The sequence below is a fragment of the Chryseobacterium sp. 'Rf worker isolate 10' genome (assembly GCF_050753305.1).
GTDB lineage: Bacteria > Bacteroidota > Bacteroidia > Flavobacteriales > Weeksellaceae > Chryseobacterium.
In genome coordinates this window covers 1,190,849-1,210,356 of record NZ_JBOZOF010000001.1, presented here as the reverse complement: position 1 = coordinate 1,210,356, position 19,508 = coordinate 1,190,849, and the positions used below count along the sequence as shown (strand labels likewise).

General features: G+C 37.9%; 15 protein-coding genes. 2 read left to right on the top strand and 13 right to left on the bottom strand.

The annotated features are described in order from the left end of the window. The first annotated feature begins 29 nt into the window (after positions 1 to 29). Complete coding sequence (locus LKL37_RS05315) at positions 30 to 2,639, top strand: TonB-dependent receptor (protein ID WP_431609544.1); 2,610 nt, start codon at positions 30 to 32, stop codon at positions 2,637 to 2,639. A gap of 90 nt (positions 2,640 to 2,729) precedes the next feature. Here the strand turns inward: LKL37_RS05315 and LKL37_RS05310 are convergent, their stop codons facing one another. From LKL37_RS05310 to amaB, 10 genes are all read right to left on the bottom strand, one after another. Continuing rightward, a complete protein-coding gene (locus LKL37_RS05310) occupies positions 2,730 to 3,209 on the bottom strand; it encodes a MarR family winged helix-turn-helix transcriptional regulator (protein WP_431609543.1) in 480 nt (159 codons plus the stop codon). A gap of 2 nt (positions 3,210 to 3,211) precedes the next feature. Then, a complete protein-coding gene (locus LKL37_RS05305) occupies positions 3,212 to 3,700 on the bottom strand; it encodes a GNAT family N-acetyltransferase (RefSeq protein ID WP_431609542.1) in 489 nt (162 codons plus the stop codon). Positions 3,701 to 3,883: 183 nt separating this feature from the next. Continuing rightward, entirely contained in the window at positions 3,884 to 5,299 is a 1,416-nt protein-coding gene (locus LKL37_RS05300; RefSeq protein WP_431609541.1) for an efflux transporter outer membrane subunit, read from the bottom strand. A 91-nt stretch (positions 5,300 to 5,390) separates the two neighbouring features. Then, positions 5,391 to 8,537 carry an efflux RND transporter permease subunit gene (locus LKL37_RS05295; protein ID WP_431609540.1) on the bottom strand — a complete coding sequence of 1,049 codons (3,147 nt, stop codon included), beginning with the start codon at positions 8,535 to 8,537 and terminating at the stop codon, positions 5,391 to 5,393. Then, on the bottom strand, positions 8,537 to 9,724 hold the full coding sequence (locus LKL37_RS05290; protein WP_431609539.1) for an efflux RND transporter periplasmic adaptor subunit: 1,188 nt from the start codon (positions 9,722 to 9,724) through the stop codon (positions 8,537 to 8,539). The genes LKL37_RS05295 and LKL37_RS05290 overlap by 1 nt, the downstream gene beginning before the upstream one ends. A 1-nt stretch (position 9,725) precedes the next feature. Beyond that, entirely contained in the window at positions 9,726 to 10,181 is a 456-nt protein-coding gene (locus tag LKL37_RS05285; protein WP_431609538.1) for a transcriptional regulator, read from the bottom strand. A 116-nt stretch (positions 10,182 to 10,297) separates the two neighbouring features. Further along, positions 10,298 to 10,810: an N-acetyltransferase family protein gene (locus LKL37_RS05280; RefSeq protein WP_431609537.1), complete on the bottom strand. Its 513-nt coding sequence runs from the start codon at positions 10,808 to 10,810 to the stop codon at positions 10,298 to 10,300. 155 nt (positions 10,811 to 10,965) lie between these two features. Then, on the bottom strand, positions 10,966 to 11,196 hold the full coding sequence (locus LKL37_RS05275; RefSeq protein WP_431609536.1) for a DUF2007 domain-containing protein: 231 nt from the start codon (positions 11,194 to 11,196) through the stop codon (positions 10,966 to 10,968). Positions 11,197 to 11,257: 61 nt separating this feature from the next. Beyond that, positions 11,258 to 12,583, bottom strand: a complete 1,326-nt coding sequence (gene lat, locus LKL37_RS05270) for an L-lysine 6-transaminase (RefSeq protein WP_431609535.1) — start codon at positions 12,581 to 12,583, stop codon at positions 11,258 to 11,260. A gap of 113 nt (positions 12,584 to 12,696) precedes the next feature. Further along, a complete protein-coding gene (gene amaB / locus LKL37_RS05265; protein WP_105701955.1) occupies positions 12,697 to 14,247 on the bottom strand; it encodes an L-piperidine-6-carboxylate dehydrogenase in 1,551 nt (516 codons plus the stop codon). Positions 14,248 to 14,382: 135 nt separating this feature from the next. Here amaB and LKL37_RS05260 point away from each other — a divergent pair, with 135 nt between their 5' ends. Beyond that, positions 14,383 to 14,532, top strand: coding sequence for a histidine kinase (locus LKL37_RS05260; RefSeq protein WP_047375093.1), 150 nt, complete (start codon positions 14,383 to 14,385; stop codon positions 14,530 to 14,532). 192 nt (positions 14,533 to 14,724) lie between these two features. Here LKL37_RS05260 and LKL37_RS05255 read toward each other — a convergent pair whose 3' ends face one another. From LKL37_RS05255 to ccsA, 3 genes are all read right to left on the bottom strand, one after another. Continuing rightward, positions 14,725 to 14,913 (bottom strand): Arc family DNA binding domain-containing protein, encoded by a 189-nt coding sequence (locus tag LKL37_RS05255; protein ID WP_089691429.1) that lies wholly within the window; start codon positions 14,911 to 14,913, stop codon positions 14,725 to 14,727. An 80-nt stretch (positions 14,914 to 14,993) separates the two neighbouring features. After that, positions 14,994 to 15,860: an SPFH domain-containing protein gene (locus LKL37_RS05250; protein WP_077417745.1), complete on the bottom strand. Its 867-nt coding sequence runs from the start codon at positions 15,858 to 15,860 to the stop codon at positions 14,994 to 14,996. Between the two features lie 354 nt (positions 15,861 to 16,214). After that, the gene (gene ccsA / locus LKL37_RS05245; RefSeq protein WP_431609534.1) at positions 16,215 to 19,493 is read right to left on the bottom strand and encodes a cytochrome c biogenesis protein CcsA; all 3,279 of its coding nucleotides are present in this window, start codon (positions 19,491 to 19,493) and stop codon (positions 16,215 to 16,217) included. Between the last annotated feature and the right edge of the window lie 15 nt (positions 19,494 to 19,508).

Below are 19,508 nucleotides of genomic sequence, written 5' to 3'. Positions count from 1 at the left end.
CCTTAAAATCAAACACGCTAGTTTATTTCATGAACATTACTTTTAAAAAGCGACTTATTATAGCGCTTGTATTACCTACGGCCGCCATATATTATGGTCAGAGTACGAAGGATTCATTAGACAAATCAAAATCTATTGATGAGGTTATTTTGGTAGGTAGAAACCTTTCCCAAACAGCCAAAGAGAGAAAAACACCTGTTGCAGTTTCCAACATTAAAGCAGCAGAAATTCAGGAGAAACTTGGAAACAGAGAATTCCCTGAAATTATGAAGTCTACTCCATCCGTTTATGTGACCAAAGTAGGTGGAGGATTCGGAGACAGCAGAATCAACATGAGAGGTTTTGACGGGGCTAACATTGCAGTTATTATCAACGGACAGCCGGTGAATGACATGCAGGGAGGTACTGTTTATTGGTCCAACTGGACTGGATTAGCTGATATTGCCAGCAATATCCAAATTCAGAGAGGATTGGGAGCTTCTAAATTTGTGGTTCCATCTGTAGGAGGAACCATTAATATTGTAACCAAAGCTACCGATTCTGAGCAGAAAGCAATGGTGAAAGGAGAAGTTGGTAACGACAACTACTCCAGAATATCTGCAATGTACTCTTCTGGGTTAAAAAACAAATGGGGAACAACCGTATTGCTTTCCCGTTGGCAAGGTGACGGATACATCAACGGAACACAGGGAGAAGGTTATTCCTGGTTTTTCTCTACAGGATTTAAGCCTAATGAAAAACATGCATTTAACTTTATCGCAACCGGAGCGCCACAGGTACACGACACAAGAAGATCTTCTGCAACCGGAGCGAATGTAGCTACTTTGCAGCAACTTGATACGTATGGAAGAAGATACAACCCACAAACAGGAATGCTGAACGGTTCTCAATTCAATTTAGCACCTAACTTCTACCACAAGCCTATCGCTTCATTAAACTGGGACTGGAATATCAATGATAATCTGAAACTATCCACAGTTCTTTATGGTTCATGGGGACGTGGCGGTGGAGGTACCGGACTTAACGGTTCTATCAAAAATGCGGCAGGACAAACTATGAATTTCATGAATTCTGGTGCAGGCGGAGACGGTACGATCAACTGGGATATGATTTATCGTTATAACAGAGGCGGTATGGTAACAGATTATAATGGAAATACTTTCCAAAAATCAACATTCACTGCACCTGCAGGTTCTCCTACCGATTATAACGGAAAATATGTAGCTACACTGAACGGAACCAATGGGATCGTTAGAAAACAAAGCATCAATGCTCATGACTGGTATGGGGTAATCGCCGACCTTAATTACAAAAAGAATAACTGGACCTTTAACGGAGGTATTGATCTTAAAACATACAAAGGAGCACTGTACGACATCGTAACGGATATGTTAGGATCAGATGCATTATATGTTCCTAATACAGCCAATGTACCAAAGGGATATTTTATCAATCAAACGGTAAAACCTGAACCCCTTACAAAACTTAAAGATGCTCAGAAAGTATCTATCCATAACGAAGGTTTGGTAAAATGGGCTGGTATCTATGGAATGGTTGAATACAGCTCTGAAAAACTAAGTGCATCCGTTCAGGGATCCGTTTCCGAGCAATACTACAAGAGAGTAGATTATATGCTGTATACACCAGGAAATCAGGAGACAAAATGGTATCACAAAACGGGTTATATCGTAAAAGGTGGTGCCAACTATAATATAGATGACCACCATAATGTATTTTTCAATACAGGGGTTATCTCAAGACAGCCTTTATTCAACGCTTTGTTCCCTTCAAACCAGAATATCTACAACGATGCAAAGAATGAAAGAATCTTTTCTGTAGAGTTAGGATATGGTTTCAAATCGCGTTATATAGATGTAAACATCAATGCTTACAGAACGCAGTGGGATGACAGATTTATTTCAAGAACATTCAATGCTACAGCAGCAGATGTTGCAAAATTCTCCCAGTTAAGCCTTGGAAATGCTTATTTCTATAATGCATTGAACGTAGGTCAGTTACACCAGGGACTTGAATTGGAAGCAAAGGCAAGACCTTTTGCTAACCTTAAGCTTAGAGGTATGGTTTCTTTCGGTAACTGGAAGTACAAAGGAAACGCTAACTTCAACATCCTTGATGTACAAACCAATCAGGAAATATCCGGAGCTACAGGAGTGATCAACATCAAAGACCTGAAGGTAGGAGATGCTGCACAAACTACTGCAAGTATCGGGGCTGATTATAATATTACCAAAGCATTCAGTATTGATGCTAACTGGGAATACTATGACAAGCTTTATGCACAATTCAACCCGATCAACTTCCTTACTGAAGCAGCAAGAGAAAAAGGAATTGTAAAATTGCCAAGCTACCATTTATTTGATGTAGGGGCTTCTTACAAATTCACATTGGATGCAAAAAAATCTTTAACATTGAGAGCGAACGTATACAACTTATTCAACAAATATTATATTTCTGAATTAAGCTCCAATATCTTCGCTGGTGATAAAATCGCTAACGGTCCGGATGCCGGAAAAACCTATCAGGACGCTGGCAGAGTGTATCAGGGTGTTGCAGATAGCAATACAGGATTCCTTGGTTTTGGAAGAACCTGGTCTGTTGCAGCTACTTTAAGATTCTAAGATCATATTATTTTAATAATGAACTCAATAAACCCGCCAGAATTGGCGGGTTTATTATTTTTATACTGATTAAGTTTTCCAATCATTATTTTATTTCGAATTCTTCACCTGCAGCGCCCTCTGATAAAAAGACTGGCTGGCAATTTTCTCTTCCGCTTCATCAATAGCAGTCAGCAGATTATTTTTATTGTCTGAAATGTCCCCTAAAATTTGTGACATCAGTTCCCAGACTGGTTTCATTTTCTCAATGAGTTCTTTTCCTTTGGATGTCAGTATAAACATCCTTTTTCGTTCATCCTGTTTATCTTTTTCCCATTGGATCAATTCCTGTTTTTCGAGTTCTTTGAGCAGCGTTATCGTTGATGGATGGGTATACCCTATTTCATTGGCAATCTCTACCACACTAGCTATTTCTTTTTTATAAATGGTAAAAATAACCGGAAACCATTTCAGCTCGAAATCAATTCCGAATGCTTTATAGATAAGAGCTCCATCTTTCCTCAGTTGTTCACTAAGGCGGTGCAGTCGGGTGGATATCGCAAGAATTCCTGCTTCGTTGATTACATTCATATTCAGTCCATATTTAAATGATAAAAAACATCGTCGGCACTCATTAAAGGAAATTTCACCGGAAGATTTCCTTTTTTAATCTTTACAAAATGATTCCGTTCGTAAAACCGTTGAGCAGCTTTCAATACTGTGATGGTTCCCAAATATAAATCATCAATTCCGTTTTCCCGACAGAAAGAAATTAAAACTTCCAATAATTCCTGGGCAATATTCAAGTCTTTTCCTCTGAATTCTTTTTTGACAAACATTTTTCTGATCGCTCCTGCCCTTTCATCAAATTTAACCAAAGCAATAGAGCCTACCAGTTCTCCATCCACAAAAGCACCCCAAAAGTTACCTCCAGCTTCTGTATAAAAACTCTCGATCTGCAAAAGATCAGGCTGATCCTGTATGGTAATTGGAATATTAAACTCTTTCTGCTGAATCGTTAAAATCAAATCAATAGCTTGCTCTGAATAAGAATTTCCTATGGGTTGTATCTGTAATTTCATAGTGTTTTCAATTTTAAAGTACAAAACTACGTAGTTAAATACATAAATACAAATTGATTTTACCTATTAAAGAATTTTAACATGATCAATAATTAAAACCGAAATTTCTCGAGTTTAAAATATTTCCATAAAAAAACGTATGCCAATACTGACATACGTTTTTCATTATCTAACAAAATAGTATTATTTCCAGCCTCCGCCTAAAGCCTGATAAAGCTCTACAGCTGCTTTCATTTTACTGTATCTTGCATTAGAAATATTAAGTTCTGCATTCAATGAATTTACACTTGCATTCAAAACTTCAAGATAGTTGGCCATACCATAGTTTACCAATTCCTGAGAATAGTCAACCGATTTTTTATAGGCATTCAGCTCTTTTTGTTTTAATTCAATGAATGAATCCTGAACAGAGAAAACCCTGATGGCATCAGAAACTTCTTTCCCGGCAGTAAGAACTGTCTTTCTGAAGTTTAAATAAGCCGTTTCCTGATTTGCAAGGCTCACATCATAGTTGGTCTTAATCTGTCTTTTGTTCAAAATTGGCTGAGCCAATCCTGCCACTACATTCGCAAACAATGAATTTACGCTGAACAAATGGTCAATATCCACAGACTGAAGCCCTCCGCTCCCTGTCAGTTTTAAAGTTGGATAAAACTGTGCTTTGGCAGAATTTGTCAATTCGAAAGCATTCATCAGATTATATTCCGCTCTCATTACATCCGGACGGTTAGCCAGAAGCTGAGAAGGATACCCTAATTTCAAATCAATCGGAATGTTCTGCCCTTCCAATGTAGATCTTTCAATAGAATGAGAAGGCTCACCCATTAGAAGACTCATGGTATTTTCCAGCAGCTGAATCTGTGTATCAATATCAATCAGTAATGATTTAGCATTGAAAACAAGCGCTTCGCTCTGCTGCACTGCAACTTCAGTAACTGTTCCGGAAATTTTTAAAGCTTTTGTCGCTTCCAGGTTTTTCTCTCTTACCGCAATGGTTTCCGTAATAATTCTCTTCTGCGCATCAAAAGTCAATAATTGATAATACGCAGAAGCGATGGAAGACACAAGGCTGCTTTTTACCGCTTTATGAGCAGCAACAGTTCCTAAATAAGTAGCTAACTGTGCTTTCTCCTGCGCTCTTAATTTCCCCCAGATATCTGCTTCCCATCCGATACTCGCCGTAATGTCAAACTGGTTTACATAACGTCTTTCTCCAATAATCTGTCCAAACTGAGTGTTGATAGACTGTGTCTGGAACGTATAGTTGGGCCCGATAGAAAGTGTCGGCTGATATGCTGCTTTACTTTGTTTCAGATAGGCTTCCGCAGAATTGATACTTTCTAAAGCAATTCGGATATCAAGATTATTCTCTAATGCTTTAGAAATATGCCCTTGCAGTATCGGATCGGTAAATATTTCTTTCCATGAAATATTGGCGATGCTGGCACTGTCTGAAGGAAGCATATCTGTACGGAACAGCTTTTCGTCTACAACGTTCTTCGGTCTTTCATACTCTTTTCTTGCCATACAAGATGAGATGGCTCCGAGTATGAAAACTGAAAAAGTGATTCCTTTTATAATGTTTAATAAACTCTTCATTATTTTTAATTAGAAGTTAGAGTTTAGAAGTTAGAAGTTAGTTTTTAGACTCATCTCTAATTTCTAACTTCTAATTTCTTAAATCTTAATTTTATTCTGCTAAATTGATTTCTTCTTTTTTGATAGGCTTAATTTTTTCCTGCAGTGTTTCGAAAATCACATACAGTACAGGAATTACAAATAATCCTAAAATAGTTCCTATCAATAGTCCAATAGCCGCACCTGTAGCAATAGATCTGTTACCCACTGCACCAATTCCACTTGCCAGGACTAAAGGTAATAAACCGAAGATAAAGGCGAACGATGTCATTAGGATAGGTCTTACCCTCGCTTTAGCTGCATTGATGGCTGACATGACAATGGTTTCACCGTGATGCCTTCTCTGAACAGCAAATTCAACGATAAGGATCGCATTTTTCGCCAGTAATCCCACAAGCATGATCAGGGCAATCTGGAAATAAATATTATTCTCCAAACCCATAATCTTCTGTCCGAAGTAAGCTCCCATTACCCCTAAAGGAAGAGAAATTACAACAACCAGCGGAAGGATATAACTTTCATACTGTGCAGAAAGAATAAAGTAAACAAAAATTAAACTCAATGCAAAGATCAGAAGCGTCTGAGATCCTGAATTTAATTCTTCTCTTGTTAACCCTGTAAATTCTACTGCATAGTTTTGATTCAGGGTTTCATTGGCCACCTGCTGTACAGCAGTAATGGCATCCCCGGAACTGTATCCTTCAGAGTTTGCTCCCGTCACTTTCACGGAGGTAAACAAGTTATAACGGCTTACAGATTGTGGTCCATATGCTTTTTTCAGTGTTACAAACTGTGAAATCGGGGACATGATACCTGATCCTGTTCTGACATAGAGCTGGTTCAGATTTTCAATATTCTGTCTGTTTTCAGGAAGTGCCTGAACCATAACTCTGAACTGCTTTCCATACTTAGTAAAATCGGCTGTATAAATACCACCAATATACCCCTGCATGGTAGCCAGGATATCATTTACAGAAACCCCAAGCTGTTTGCTCAGAGGAACGTTAATTTCCATCTGATACTGAGGATATTTGGTATTGAATGAAGTTTGTGCAAATTGAATTTCCGGTCTTTCCATCAGCTTACCGATGAATTCATTCGTTTTAGCATCTAAATCAGCATATTCACCTCCAGATTTGTCCAGTAATACCATTTCAAAACCTGCACTGTTACCAAATCCTGGTACACTTGGCGGTTGGAAGAATACCACTTTGGCATCCGGTACGGCTCCTACAATTCCAAATAATTTTTTCGTGATATCTTCAGAAGTCTGTCCGTCTTTTTTTCTTTCGTCAAAAGGTTTTAGTTTCACAAAGGCAAGACCGTTATTACTTCCGTTTCCGGATAAGAATCCTCTACCTGTGGAAATCGTTACGTTCTGTACTCCCGGAACTTTCAATGCTTTAGCCTGAAGCGTTTTTAAAGCGTTATAAGTTCTTTCCATAGAAGCTCCCGGAGGAAGCTGAACATCCGTAAAGATAATCCCTCTGTCTTCTGTAGGTACAAAACCTTTCTTCATACTGGTGCTTGCCCAGAATAAGATCCCTCCGGTAACTGCGAAAATAATAAGGGTAACCCATTTATGTCTTAATAAGAATACAAATCCTCTTCCGTAACGTTCAGTAGTTGTTTTAAAAGCAATATTAAACTTATAGAAAAATTTCTGTAGAATATTTAAGTTCTTGTACTCTGCATGATGCTCTGCGTGAGGTTTTAAGAATAATGAACATAAAACCGGGCTTAACGTTAATGCATTAATAGCAGAAATGATGATCGCAATAATCAGTGTAATACCAAACTGCTGATAAAATACCCCTGTAGGTCCTGTAATGAACGTCACAGGAATAAATACAGCTGCCATTACCAAAGTAATAGAAATAATAGCTCCTGTAATCTCATCCATTGCTTCTACCGTAGCTTTTTTCGCATCAGAAATACCGTGTTCCATCTTCGCATGGACGGCCTCGACGACCACAATGGCGTCATCCACCACAATACCGATCGCCAGTACCAATGCAAATAATGTTAAGAGGTTCAATGAATACCCGAAAAGATTCAGGAAGAAAAACGCTCCTACAATAGATACCGGAACTGCAATGGCAGGAATCAGCGTAGACCTGAAATCCTGAAGGAAAATATATACTACAATAAATACCAGAATAAAGGCTTCGATCAGGGTATGAACTACCTTTTCAATAGAAGCTTCCAGGAATTCGTTGGTATCAAAGTTAAAAGTATATTTGATTCCTTTAGGGAAAGTTCCCTCCGCTGATTTCAGATACGTTTTAATATTTTTAATGATCTCCTGAGCGTTGGATCCCGGCGTCTGGAAGATCCCCATACTGATGGAAGGACTGTTTCCGTTTTCCCCGATTCCTGTGTAAGACTGGCCTGCCAGTTCTACTTTGGCAACATCTTTCAACATCAGGTTTTGTCCGTTTGCAAGAGATTTGATGATGATATTATCGTACTGTTCTTTATCGTTGAATTTACCTACATATTTGATGATATATTCAAAAGAACTCCCGCTGTTTTGTCCGATAGAACCTGCAGCAGCTTCCCTACTTTGCTCATTAATCGCATTGGTAACATCCGTAGGAGTCACACTGTAGGCAGCCATTTTCGCTGGATCCAGCCAAATTCTCATCGAGTAGTTTTTACCCCCAAAAACATTGGCATCCCCTACACCATTTACCCTTTTAAGGTTTGGAATAATGTTGATGTTCAAAAAGTTCTGAAGGTATACATCATCAAGGTCTTTATTTTCAGAATAGAAAGACATATACATCAGGGCACTTGTCTGCTGTTTCTGGGTTACAACCCCTGAACGTGTTACTTCGGATGGCAGAAGAGGTGTTGCTCTGGCCACACGGTTCTGTACGTTTACCGCAGCAATATCCGGGTCAATTCCTTGTTTGAAGAAAACCTGGATTTGGGCAGAACCGTCGTTCCCCGCACTGGAAGTGATATAATCCATACCTTCCACCCCGTTGATCTGTTCTTCCAAAGGTACTACAACACTCTTCATTACCGTCTCAGCATTGGCTCCCGTATAGTTTGCGGAAACACTCACCGTAGGCGGTGCAATATCCGGGTACTGCGTAACCGGTAACGAGATCAGCCCTAGCACACCGAGAATCACAATCAAGATTGAGATTACGGTAGATAAAACCGGTCTGTTAATAAAGTTCTTTATCATTAGAATTTCGGTTTTATTGATTGAACAAGACTATCCATTTTGATTGGTTTCGGCTTCACTGCTGTTCCCGGTTTCAAACCTCCGATACCAGCTGCAATAACTTTTTCCCCTTTATTAACTCCTGATTTTATAAGAGCCAAATTGTCGATTCTGTCAATAACATTTACCACAACGTTTCTCGCAGTATCTCCTTTTTCTACTTTGTATACATAAACAATACCCTGCTGTTCGTAAGTAGCACTTTCAGGAACTACCAATACATTGTCATAATGCTGAGGGAATCTGATGGTTCCGCTGTTACCGTTGCTTAATAGTTTTTGAGCATTAGTGAAGGCAACTCTGAACTGAATGGTTCCTGTTGTCGGATCAATCTGACCAGTAATGGCTTCAATTCTTCCTTTTTCAGGATAAAGGCTTCCGTTTGCCAACTGAAGCTCTACCATGGGTAAGTTTTTGATTTTCTCAGGCATAGAAGCACCTGGAGATTTTTCAAGGAAATCAAAATACTCTTTTTCATTCATGGCAAAGTAAGCAAAGATCTCAGACGTATCAGAAATCGTTGTAAGAGGCGTCTGATCAGACGGACCTACCAAACTTCCGACTTTTAACGGAAGTCTTCCGATAACCCCTGAAATAGGCGCACGAATGATAGAATATTCGATATTGGCTTCCACTCCTTTATAATTGGCTTCAGCCTGTCTTTTAGCAGCATTGGCCTGCTGTAGCTGTGCCTGAGCCTGAGCCAGCTGAGCCTGAGCGGTCTGCAGCTGTACGTTGCTGATGATGTTTTTCTGAACCAGAGGTTTTAGTTTGTTCACTTCAACCTGAGCAGCATTTACAGAAGCCTGAGCGGCTGCAATACTGGATTCGGCAGCACCGATTCCTGCTTTGGAAGCGGCAGCATTTTCGTTCAGAATATTGGTTTCAAGACGGAACAATGGCTGTCCCTTTGTAACATATTGCCCTTCATCTACCAGTACCTGGGTAATATACCCTTGTATTTTTGCACGTACATCATTGTTTACCCTACCCTGAATGGTAGCCGGAAACGTCTGATAACCCACTATATTTTTTGACTCCACAGAAACAACAGGGTATGGCTTGGCACCATCCTGCTTCGGAGCTTCTTTTTTGCAGGCCGTCAGTGAAAACGCTGCAATGGAAAGTATAACTAGCTTATTATTCATTTTATAGTTTATTAAGAGATTCCTGAATATTTTCTATATTTTTATTTAAGAGTGCTTTGTAAACTTCTATTCTTTCATTGTATCCATCGTCTTTACTTTTTTTAAAATTGTTTAAATCATCTAATAGTTTTAATTCGTCCTGCATTTTTTGGACAATTTTTTCGAATCGTATTTTCTTGTACTCGTCATTGATGAAAAAATATCGTTTCCGCTCATCCATTTTATTGTGATCTACAATAAGCTCGGCGTTTAACAGTAAAGAAATACTGGTAGAAACAGAACTCTTGCTTGCAGAAAGCACTTCCACAAACTCATCAAAAGTAATTCCTACTTTCTCATAATCGAAAAGAAGGTAGGAATAAATTTTAGATGCTAAGGGGGGTAAGCTGAACACGACACCGTAGAACTTTACGGCATCCTGAAAAATTTTTTCATCAATTTCTATACTTTTATGCATAATATAAAAATTTGAACAAATGTAAAAATTAGTTCAGAACCAAACGAACAAACCTGATAGAGTTTATAAATAAAGGGCGGTTTAAAAATTCAATGAAAGAGGATTTAACTTTTTGCTTAAATTATAATCTTCTCAAAAGCTTTTCTCATTCCGTCTTTCAAAAGAACTTCTCCACAATAGGAATATCCTCTGCCTTCAAGGATTTTCAACATGGCAATATTATCATGGTTGGTATCTACTTTAATACTCTGAATACCATGGGATTTGGTAAATTCTTCGATCTGATCAAAAAGTTTTTTCACCATACCCTGTCCTGCAAATTTTTCATCCACAGCCACTCTGTGAACCACAACAAATTCACCGTTACTAAGCCATGCTCCTTCAATGGTACTGTAAGCGGGTTCGTCATTCAGAATAAGAGCTGCATATACTGCAATCTCGCCGTCTACTGTCATAACGTGACCAAATCCTTTTGCAATATCACTTTCTACTGTTCCAAGATTAGGATATCCGTTCTGCCACTGGGTACTTCCATCCTGTTTTCTTCTTTCAATGGATTGCTGAATAATTTCCCAAATAATGTTTCTGTCTTCAATTTCTGCCTGTCTTAGTTTGATCTCTGGATTCATGTTGTAAAATTTGATTAAAAGATGAATGATCAAATGGCCCATTCTGATTCTTTAATCATTCGTCTTTTAATAGTTTGAAATTAATTAAAAAACCGAAAATTAATTTAGATTAATTTTCGGTTTGAAGTAGTAAAATTTAAAATTATGAAATTGTTTTATTGATTTTCACTTTGTTGAAGGTAAGCATCAATAACATCAAATGCTTTTGTTTCATCTTCCAGATCTACCATTACCTTAAGCGAAGTTGCTGTTGGTGTTGTGGTAAACGTAAGATAGTTATTTTCAACGGTATTTGTAATTTGCGCGTCATCCAATTTAGACTTAACCAACTGAATTTCAGAAGGATTATCACTTACATAAACTGATACTCTCGTACTTCTTTCCATATTCTAATCGTTTGAGTATCTAAATGTACGATGTTTTTTTTAAAATTACAAATCCGGAGTTTTAAATTTTATTAATATTATTTTCAATTTTATCTAAAGCAAGCTGGATTTCTTCCTTCGTAACATTCAAATGTGGTCTGAAACGAAGAGACTGATCTCCACAAGGAAGAATGATTAATCCGTCTTTGAAAAGCTCGTTCATCAGGTGGTTTCTCTGTTCTGCGGATGGCAGATCAACAGCACACATCAAACCTCTTCCTCTTGCATTTGAAATTTTCTCAGGATATTTTTCTGCAAGGGTTTTCAAACTTTCCAGTAAAAAATCTCCTACTACTCTTGCATTCTCAATAAGGTTTTCTTTTTCTATCACTTCCATTACCAATTGGAAACGAAGCATGTCTATAAAGTTTCCTCCGAAGGTAGAATTGATTCTTGAGCTTTCTCTGAAAACGTTATTCGGAACCTGGTCAAACTTTTCTTTATTGGCTAAAACACCACAAACCTGAGCTTTTTTCCCGAAAGAAATGATATCCGGTTTTGCTGTAAAATGCTGGAATGCCCACATTTTTCCTGTAATTGCAATACCTGTCTGAACTTCATCAAAAATAAGTAAGATTTCGTTGTCATCACAGATTCTTCTTAATCCTAAAAGGAATTCGTCTCTGAAGTGATTGTCACCTCCTTCTGCCTGAATAGGTTCTATGATGATGCAAGCCACTTTATCAGGGTGCATCAGAATAGCCTCTTCAATCTGAAGCAAAGCAAGGTTTTCATTTTTAATGGTTTCTTCCAGGTTTTCTTCAGTGATCGGGAACTTTAATTTTGGATTTAAAATTCTCGGCCAGTTGAACATTGGGAAATATTGGTATTTTCTTGGATCAGAAGTATTGGTTAAACTCAAAGTATAACCGCTTCTTCCATGAAAAGCCTGTTTGAAGTGGATGCAGATTCCTGCTTCTGTGTCCAGTCCTTTTGCAAAGTTTTTACGGGTTTTCCAGTCGAAGCATGCCTTCATTGCATTTTCAACCCCCAGAGATCCGCCTTCGATAAAGAAAGCATACTGTAATTCTTCAGGAATAACTACTCTTTCGAATACCTCAAGGAAATGAGCATATTCTTCTGAGTAAACGTCAGCCAAAGTAGGTTTATTCACAGCCATTCTTCCCAGCCATTCTGATCTTTCTACAAGATAAGGGTGGTTGTATCCAACGGATGCTGATGCGAACATAGAGAACATATCCAGATATTCTCTGTCTGTAAGTTTATCATAAAGCCATGATCCGTGTGATTTTTCAATATCCATCACAAAATCGAAACCGTCTGCAAGAACATGTCTTCCTACAGTTTCTTTTACTTTATTTGCTTTTATATCTAATGTTTGTTCCATAATAAATTTGTAGTGTGATTTAATAAGTGAGCGGTTAAATGCTCCCTATGATGAAGCATTTAACCATTCAGGTTATTAAGTTTTATGTTTTTTGAGTGCTTTAAGTAAAGCTTTTATAAATCAAATTTAATTCCTTGTGCTAAAGGAAGTTGTGCGGTGTAATTGATAGTATTGGTTTGTCTTCTCATATAGTACTTCCAGGCATCAGATCCTGATTCTCTTCCTCCTCCGGTTTCTTTTTCACCACCGAAAGCACCACCAATTTCTGCTCCTGAAGTTCCGATATTTACGTTGGCTATACCACAGTCTGAACCAGCATGAGAAAGGAATAATTCTGCTTCTCTTAAGTTCTGGGTCATGATCGCCGAAGATAATCCTTGCGGAACATCATTCTGAATAGCAATAGCATCTTCTAATGTTTTGTATTTGATCAGATAAAGGATCGGTGCAAATGTTTCATGCTGAACAATCTCATAAGAGTTTTTCACTTCAGCTACACAAGGTTTAACATAGCATCCGGACTCGTAATCTTTTCCGGTTAAAACTCCGCCTTCAACAGCGAATTTCCCACCTTCTTTTTTACATTTCTTGATCGCTTCTTCGTATTGATTTACAGCATCCGTATCAATAAGCGGCCCCACATGGTTTTTCTCATCCAATGGATTTCCAATTTTCAACTGACCGTAAGCTTTTACCAATCTGTTTTTCACTTCGTCATATACACTTTCGTGGATGATCAGTCTTCTTGTAGAAGTACATCTCTGACCTGCCGTTCCTACAGCTCCGAAAACAGCTCCAATGATCGACATATCGATATCAGCTTCTTTGGTAATAATGATAGCATTGTTTCCACCTAATTCAAGGATCGATTTCCCAAATCTTTCTGCTACTTTAGAAGAAACCATTCTTCCTACTCTTGTAGATCCTGTGAAAGATACAAGGGCTACTCTTTTATCATCTACCAGTTTCTGTCCGATTTCGTGGTCTGATACCAATACACTTGAAACTCCTTCAGGAAGATTATTTTCCTTTATAACCTCCATCATGATATTCTGGCATGCAATGGCACAAAGCGGTGTTTTTTCAGATGGTTTCCAAATCGTAACGTTACCACAGATCCATGCTAATGCTGTATTCCAAGACCAAACGGCTACCGGGAAGTTGAATGCCGTAATCACCCCTACTACTCCCAGCGGATGGTATTGCTCATACATTCTGTGTCCTGGTCTCTCCGAGTGCATCGTGTACCCCTGAAGTTGTCTTGAAAGTCCTACAGCAAAGTCACAGATGTCTATCATCTCCTGAACTTCACCAAGTCCTTCCTGTAATGATTTACCCATTTCATAAGAAACAAGTTTACCAAGATCGTCTTTATATTCTCTTAATTTTAAGCCCAGCTGTCTTACGATCTCTCCTCTTTTGGGAGCCGGAATCAGCCTGAATTCCTGAAATGCTTTTTGAGCAGTTTCAATTACTTTGTCATAATCACTTTCTCCGGAAGTTTTTACTTTAGCGATCAATTTTCCGTCTACAGGAGAAATGCTTTCTATCACCTTTCCTGAAGCGAAATATTTTCCGCCCACTGAAGTCCCTTTGTTCTCTTCTTTGATACCAAGATTTCTAAGTGTTTTTTCAATTCCGAAATCCTTTACTTTTTTTGACATAAAATCTTACTTTTCGTTCTCTCTAAAGATAAAAATATTATGTGAACCTCAAAACTTTAATTTTTAATACGCTTTTTATTTGGACTAATTATAAACATGCTTATCTTTGCAGGGTAATCATTTTGATAATCGCCAATGGAAAATTCACAAGAAAATAACTCAAAGCTTAAAAAGTGGTTCAAGCGTGTGGGATGGGCAGGATTAGCTTTCTTTACCATTAAAGGCTTGATTTGGCTCGTCATATTCTACGTTGGAGCAGATAGTCTTCAGAGTTGTATAAAATAAAAAAGCAGAGAAAATTTCTCTGCTTTCTTTTTTGGTATAAGGTTAACCAAATTGTTATTTATTTATTGAAGTGTTCAAAAAAGTGGTCTTTTTTACATTTTCTCTAATGTAAAATCCTAAATAAACAGAGGCTTCTTATGAATAAATTCCCTCAAAAGCACCATTATTCCTTAAAAATTGATTTCTTCAAAATCACTCTTTCTTTTTTCTTCCCGACTCTACCAGGCTCTGATGCAGCAGGTATTCGATCTGGCCATTCACACTTCTGAATTCATCATTGGCCCACTTTTCAAGGAGTTTATAAGTAGACTCATCTATTCTTATCACAAAAGATTTTTTACCTTTGCTTTCCGAAGAGTTTTGAGCTTTTTCTGATTTCATTTTCTAATATTCTCTTACATTATTTCTAACTATTTTAGTGTGAAAATCTACACTAAAATTTAACTGTTAATTTTCACTTCTTAATTGTAAAGTGTTCCTGCATTTAAGATAGGGGTCGCCGCTTTTTCACCGCAAAGAACTACCATTAAATTGCTTACCATTGCTGCTTTTCTTTCATCATCAAGCTCAACGATATTGTCTTCTGAAAGCTTTTTCAACGCCAGGTCTACCATTCCTACAGCTCCTTCTACAATCTTGGTTCTTGCTGCAACAATAGCCGTAGCCTGCTGTCTCTGAAGCATTGCTCCTGCAATTTCTGAAGCATATGCAAGGTGCGAAATTCTAGCTTCCTGAATCACAATTCCCGCTTTTGAAAGACGGTCTGTAAGTTCCTGCTCCAAAATAGAATTGATCTTATCACCTCCTTCTCTCAATGTAATCGGGGCATGATCATCTTCCAAATTATCATAAGGAAAGCTCATCGCCAAATGTCTTACAGCTGCTTCACTCTGCATTTTCACAAAGTCAGAATAACGCTCTACATCAAAAGCGGCCTTATAAGTATCTCCTACTTTCCATACGATTACCACTGCGATTTCAATGGGGTTACCCATTTTATCATTCACTTTCAAAGTCTGGCCCTGTAAGTTTTCGGAACGTAAAGAAATTTTCTGTGATGAGTACAAAGGATTGATAAAGAACAGTCCGTTCTCTTTTACACTTCCCACATATTTTCCAAAGAAATTTAATACTCTGGAATGGTTAGGTTGAATAATCATTAAGCCTTTTAAGAAAAAGCACGAAAGAAGAAAGCAAAGCATAGCGATAACCACATAGGCTATACTTTGATCTACTCCACTCACAAAGAAGTAAACTGCTGCCACAAACAAGGCAAGACAGATGACCAGTGTAATATAACCCGACATAGGTTTTAATGTTTTTTCCATAATTGAATTTTAATTTGATATTATTTTGATATCATAAAGATAGTAATGAATTTTGAATTATGAATGATTAATTTTGTTTTTTTTGAGGTGTGAGGTTTGGGTTCCGAGATTCGAGTATCTTGTTTAAACGCAAGGTTCACAAGATCTGCTTTATTTTTGCTCGCAAAGCCACTTCGTTTAGCTAAGACCACTAGTTTCTGTACTGAGTGAAATGCCTTTACGAACAATATTTATCACAATATATACCATTGCGAACTTAGCGTTAATAAGATATTCACTTTAAAGCTAGAAATAATATGAATAAAAAAATCCCGGAAAGTGAATTCCAGGATTTTAATTTATATGTACAAAAGTCTATTTCTTTGTTAGAGTTTTAAACTTCCAATAAGAAACAGCTGATAAAATAATCATTGTTGAGATTCCAATGTATACCCAAGCTGGTACAGGTACCGGATCTCCCGCTGCATATGAGTGAAGTCCGCTTAGATAGTAGTTTACCCCAAAATACGTCATTACCATTGAACAGAAAGCAAACATTGTTGCTACGTGGAATGCCCATCTGCTTCTCAATCCTGGTACTAATCTCATGTGTAGAACAAATGCATATACCATGATGGAAATGAAAGCCCATGTCTCTTTCGGGTCCCAGCTCCAGTATCTTCCCCATGATTCGTTTGCCCAGATTCCTCCTAAGAAGTTTCCTACTGTTAATGCAAATAATCCGATTGTTAATGACATTTCAGAAACGATTACCAATTCCTTTAATGTAGTATCGTGGTGAATTTTATAGGTTTCTTTATTGGAGATAATATAGAATACCAATGAGATTACAGCAATAATCATCGACAGTGCGAAGAATCCATAACTGGAGGTAATAATTGCTACGTGAACAATTAACCAATAAGATTTCAACACAGGAACCAATGGTGTGATTTGTGGATCAAGCGCTGAACCTCCGTGTGCGAATCCCATCATAATAACTGCTACCATAAATCCGGCTGCAGGAATTAATGCATTTGAATTTCTATATAATAATAAACCTGCTGTAATACCTACCCAAGAGATAAAGATAATGGCTTCATAACCATTACTCCAAGGTGCATGTCCTGAAATATACCATCTTGCAACAAGTCCAAGGAAATGTAATAGATATCCAACTAAACCAAGCGCAATGATTACTTTAATTACTTTGTTTAATAATTTATTTGATTTGAATAATTCAACAAAACCTAGGATCAAAAGAAGACCGCCAACAAGCGTATAGAAGATCAACAATTTGAAGTTGATATCTGCTTTGTTCATAAATACTTCAAGATCTACTTTAGATTTAGCAGGAACTACTGCTTTACCCCATTTCTGCTGGTATTCTGAAAGCTTCGCCAATTCTGTATCTGCTTTGCTCCAGTTTCCGGTTTTCTGCGCTGTAAGAGCTTCTGCAAAGTAAGGTCCCATTACCTGCTGAGATTCCATATCAGGTTCGAATTTCTGATCTAACCATGAGTGCCATGTATGATTGGCGTCATTCTTCACAGGAACAATTCTCATAAACTGACCACTGAAGAATTCATTAAAGATCTGTACTCTTTCGTTTACAGCAATTACTTCTTTATCATAATTCGTCTGTTCAGCTGGTTTTTTACGGAATGCAGTGTTGTAATCATGCTCCAGAATATATGTTAAATTTCCGTTAGCATCTGCAGGGAAAAGGTTCATCAGTGAAGTATAACCATCTTCATCTGCCTTTGTTTTATTTTTCAGTTCATCACCACCTTTAGGTCCTACTTTGATCATAGGGACCATTGTCCAGCTTGGTGTGTCTGTATTGATTGAAAGGAACCATTGGTTAGCAGTAAGAGACTTTCCGTCTGTTCCTTTGAATTCGTCTTTTTTATATAATTTTCTTAAAACATCTAAAGCTTCTGTATTGATAGGAACAATTCTTCCTTCAAAACTTTGTACCAAAAGATATCCGAATTTATCCGCATGCTCTTTGCTGATTTTGTTTCTCGCAATGATTTCATCAGGAGAGATTGATCTCATTTTACCCATTGGCGTTGCCAGAGAGTTCTGCTTTGGAGCAGCACCATCAAGCGGCTGGGCAGATGGAGCCGGAGCATGAGAATGATTATCTCCTTCCACATGAATATGTTCTCTGCTTCCATCAGTTGTTCCGTGAGTTTCAATTTTCTGAGCATTTAAACCTAAGCTTAAGAACATCAGCAATACTACAGCAGTTCCTTTCGCCTTCTTTTTGTTGACATCAGTCAGCATTTTATTCAGTTTCCAGAAGTGAGTTCCTTTCCAGAAGAAGATCACAAACATTCCTAAGAATAAAAGGGTATATCCGATATAAGAAATCAAAGTTCCCCAGTAATCGTGGTTTACAGAAAGAACAGTTCCCATTCTGTCCGGATCAAAACTTGACTGGAAGAAACGGTATCCTTTATGATTAAGAACGTGGTTCATATAGATTTTATAAGGAGTTTCTTTACCTTCGTCAATGATTTTTACATGACTTTCGTAAGCACTTGGAGATGAACTCCCCGGATACGTTTCCATCACGAAGTCATCCAGTTTCAATGCGAAAGGAGTATTGTATACTTTAGGTCCGAATCCTACCATGATGTTTAAACCATCCATCGTAATCTGTTTGTAAGCATTCGGATTTCCTTTTTCAACAGAAAGATCTACAATCTGTTTTGTTTTTGGCCCCTGAAGCTCAATCTGAAGCATATCAGGAACATTGGCATCTTTCTTTCTGTCGCCTTCAATTGCCATCAGTCTTCCTTTTTTAAGACCTTCAGGAACTACAAGCTTCAATTCGTTGATTGTATATAGACTTCTTAATGCCAAAGGCTGGAACTCATCTTTCACGGTAGTTCCTGTTGCCTGAGTTGCCATCGTCATATAGTTGGCATCTACAGGAGTTTTGATGAATAATTTTCCACCTTCATTTTTGAATTCAACAGCTCCTTCAATCGCTCTGTTGAATGTCACCAAAGTTCCGTTGATCGATTTTGTCTCTCCCGGTTTGATGTAAATATTTTGTCTTCCAGTATTTCCGGTAGAAACCAAATGAAGGTACTCTGCACCGTTTGGCTCAGCTACAAGACTGTCTTTTTTTCTTTGAATGTATTCCTTAGCAAACACTTTCACTTCTTTTCCGTGGAAGTCATAAGTGGCGCTGAAATCTTTGTGCAATGGAGACATCAGATAAGGAACATCCTGATAATTAAGAACATCTCCTTTTTCTTCAACCTGAATTTTAAAGAAATTTTTATCGGTTACGATTTCATTTGAAGTTTCACCTTCTCTGATGTGCATTGTTCCCTCGAAACTGATGTATCTTGTGATGGCACCACCGAAAAAAATAAAAATAAAGGCAAGGTGGAAAACAAGAACCGGCCATTTCTCCTTTTTCCACAGTCTGTATCTTCCGATATTCCCTATGAAATTAAGAATGAGCAGGACCATGATCAGTTCGAACCACTTGGCCTCATAAATTAACGCTTTTGCTGTAGGAGTTCCGTAGTCGTTTTCTAAGAACGTTGCATAAGCCATCGCGAATGCATAAACCAGCAGCAATACAGCCATTGTCCTGGTTGAGATAAGAATATCTTGGAGCTTCTTCATGATTTATTGTACTTG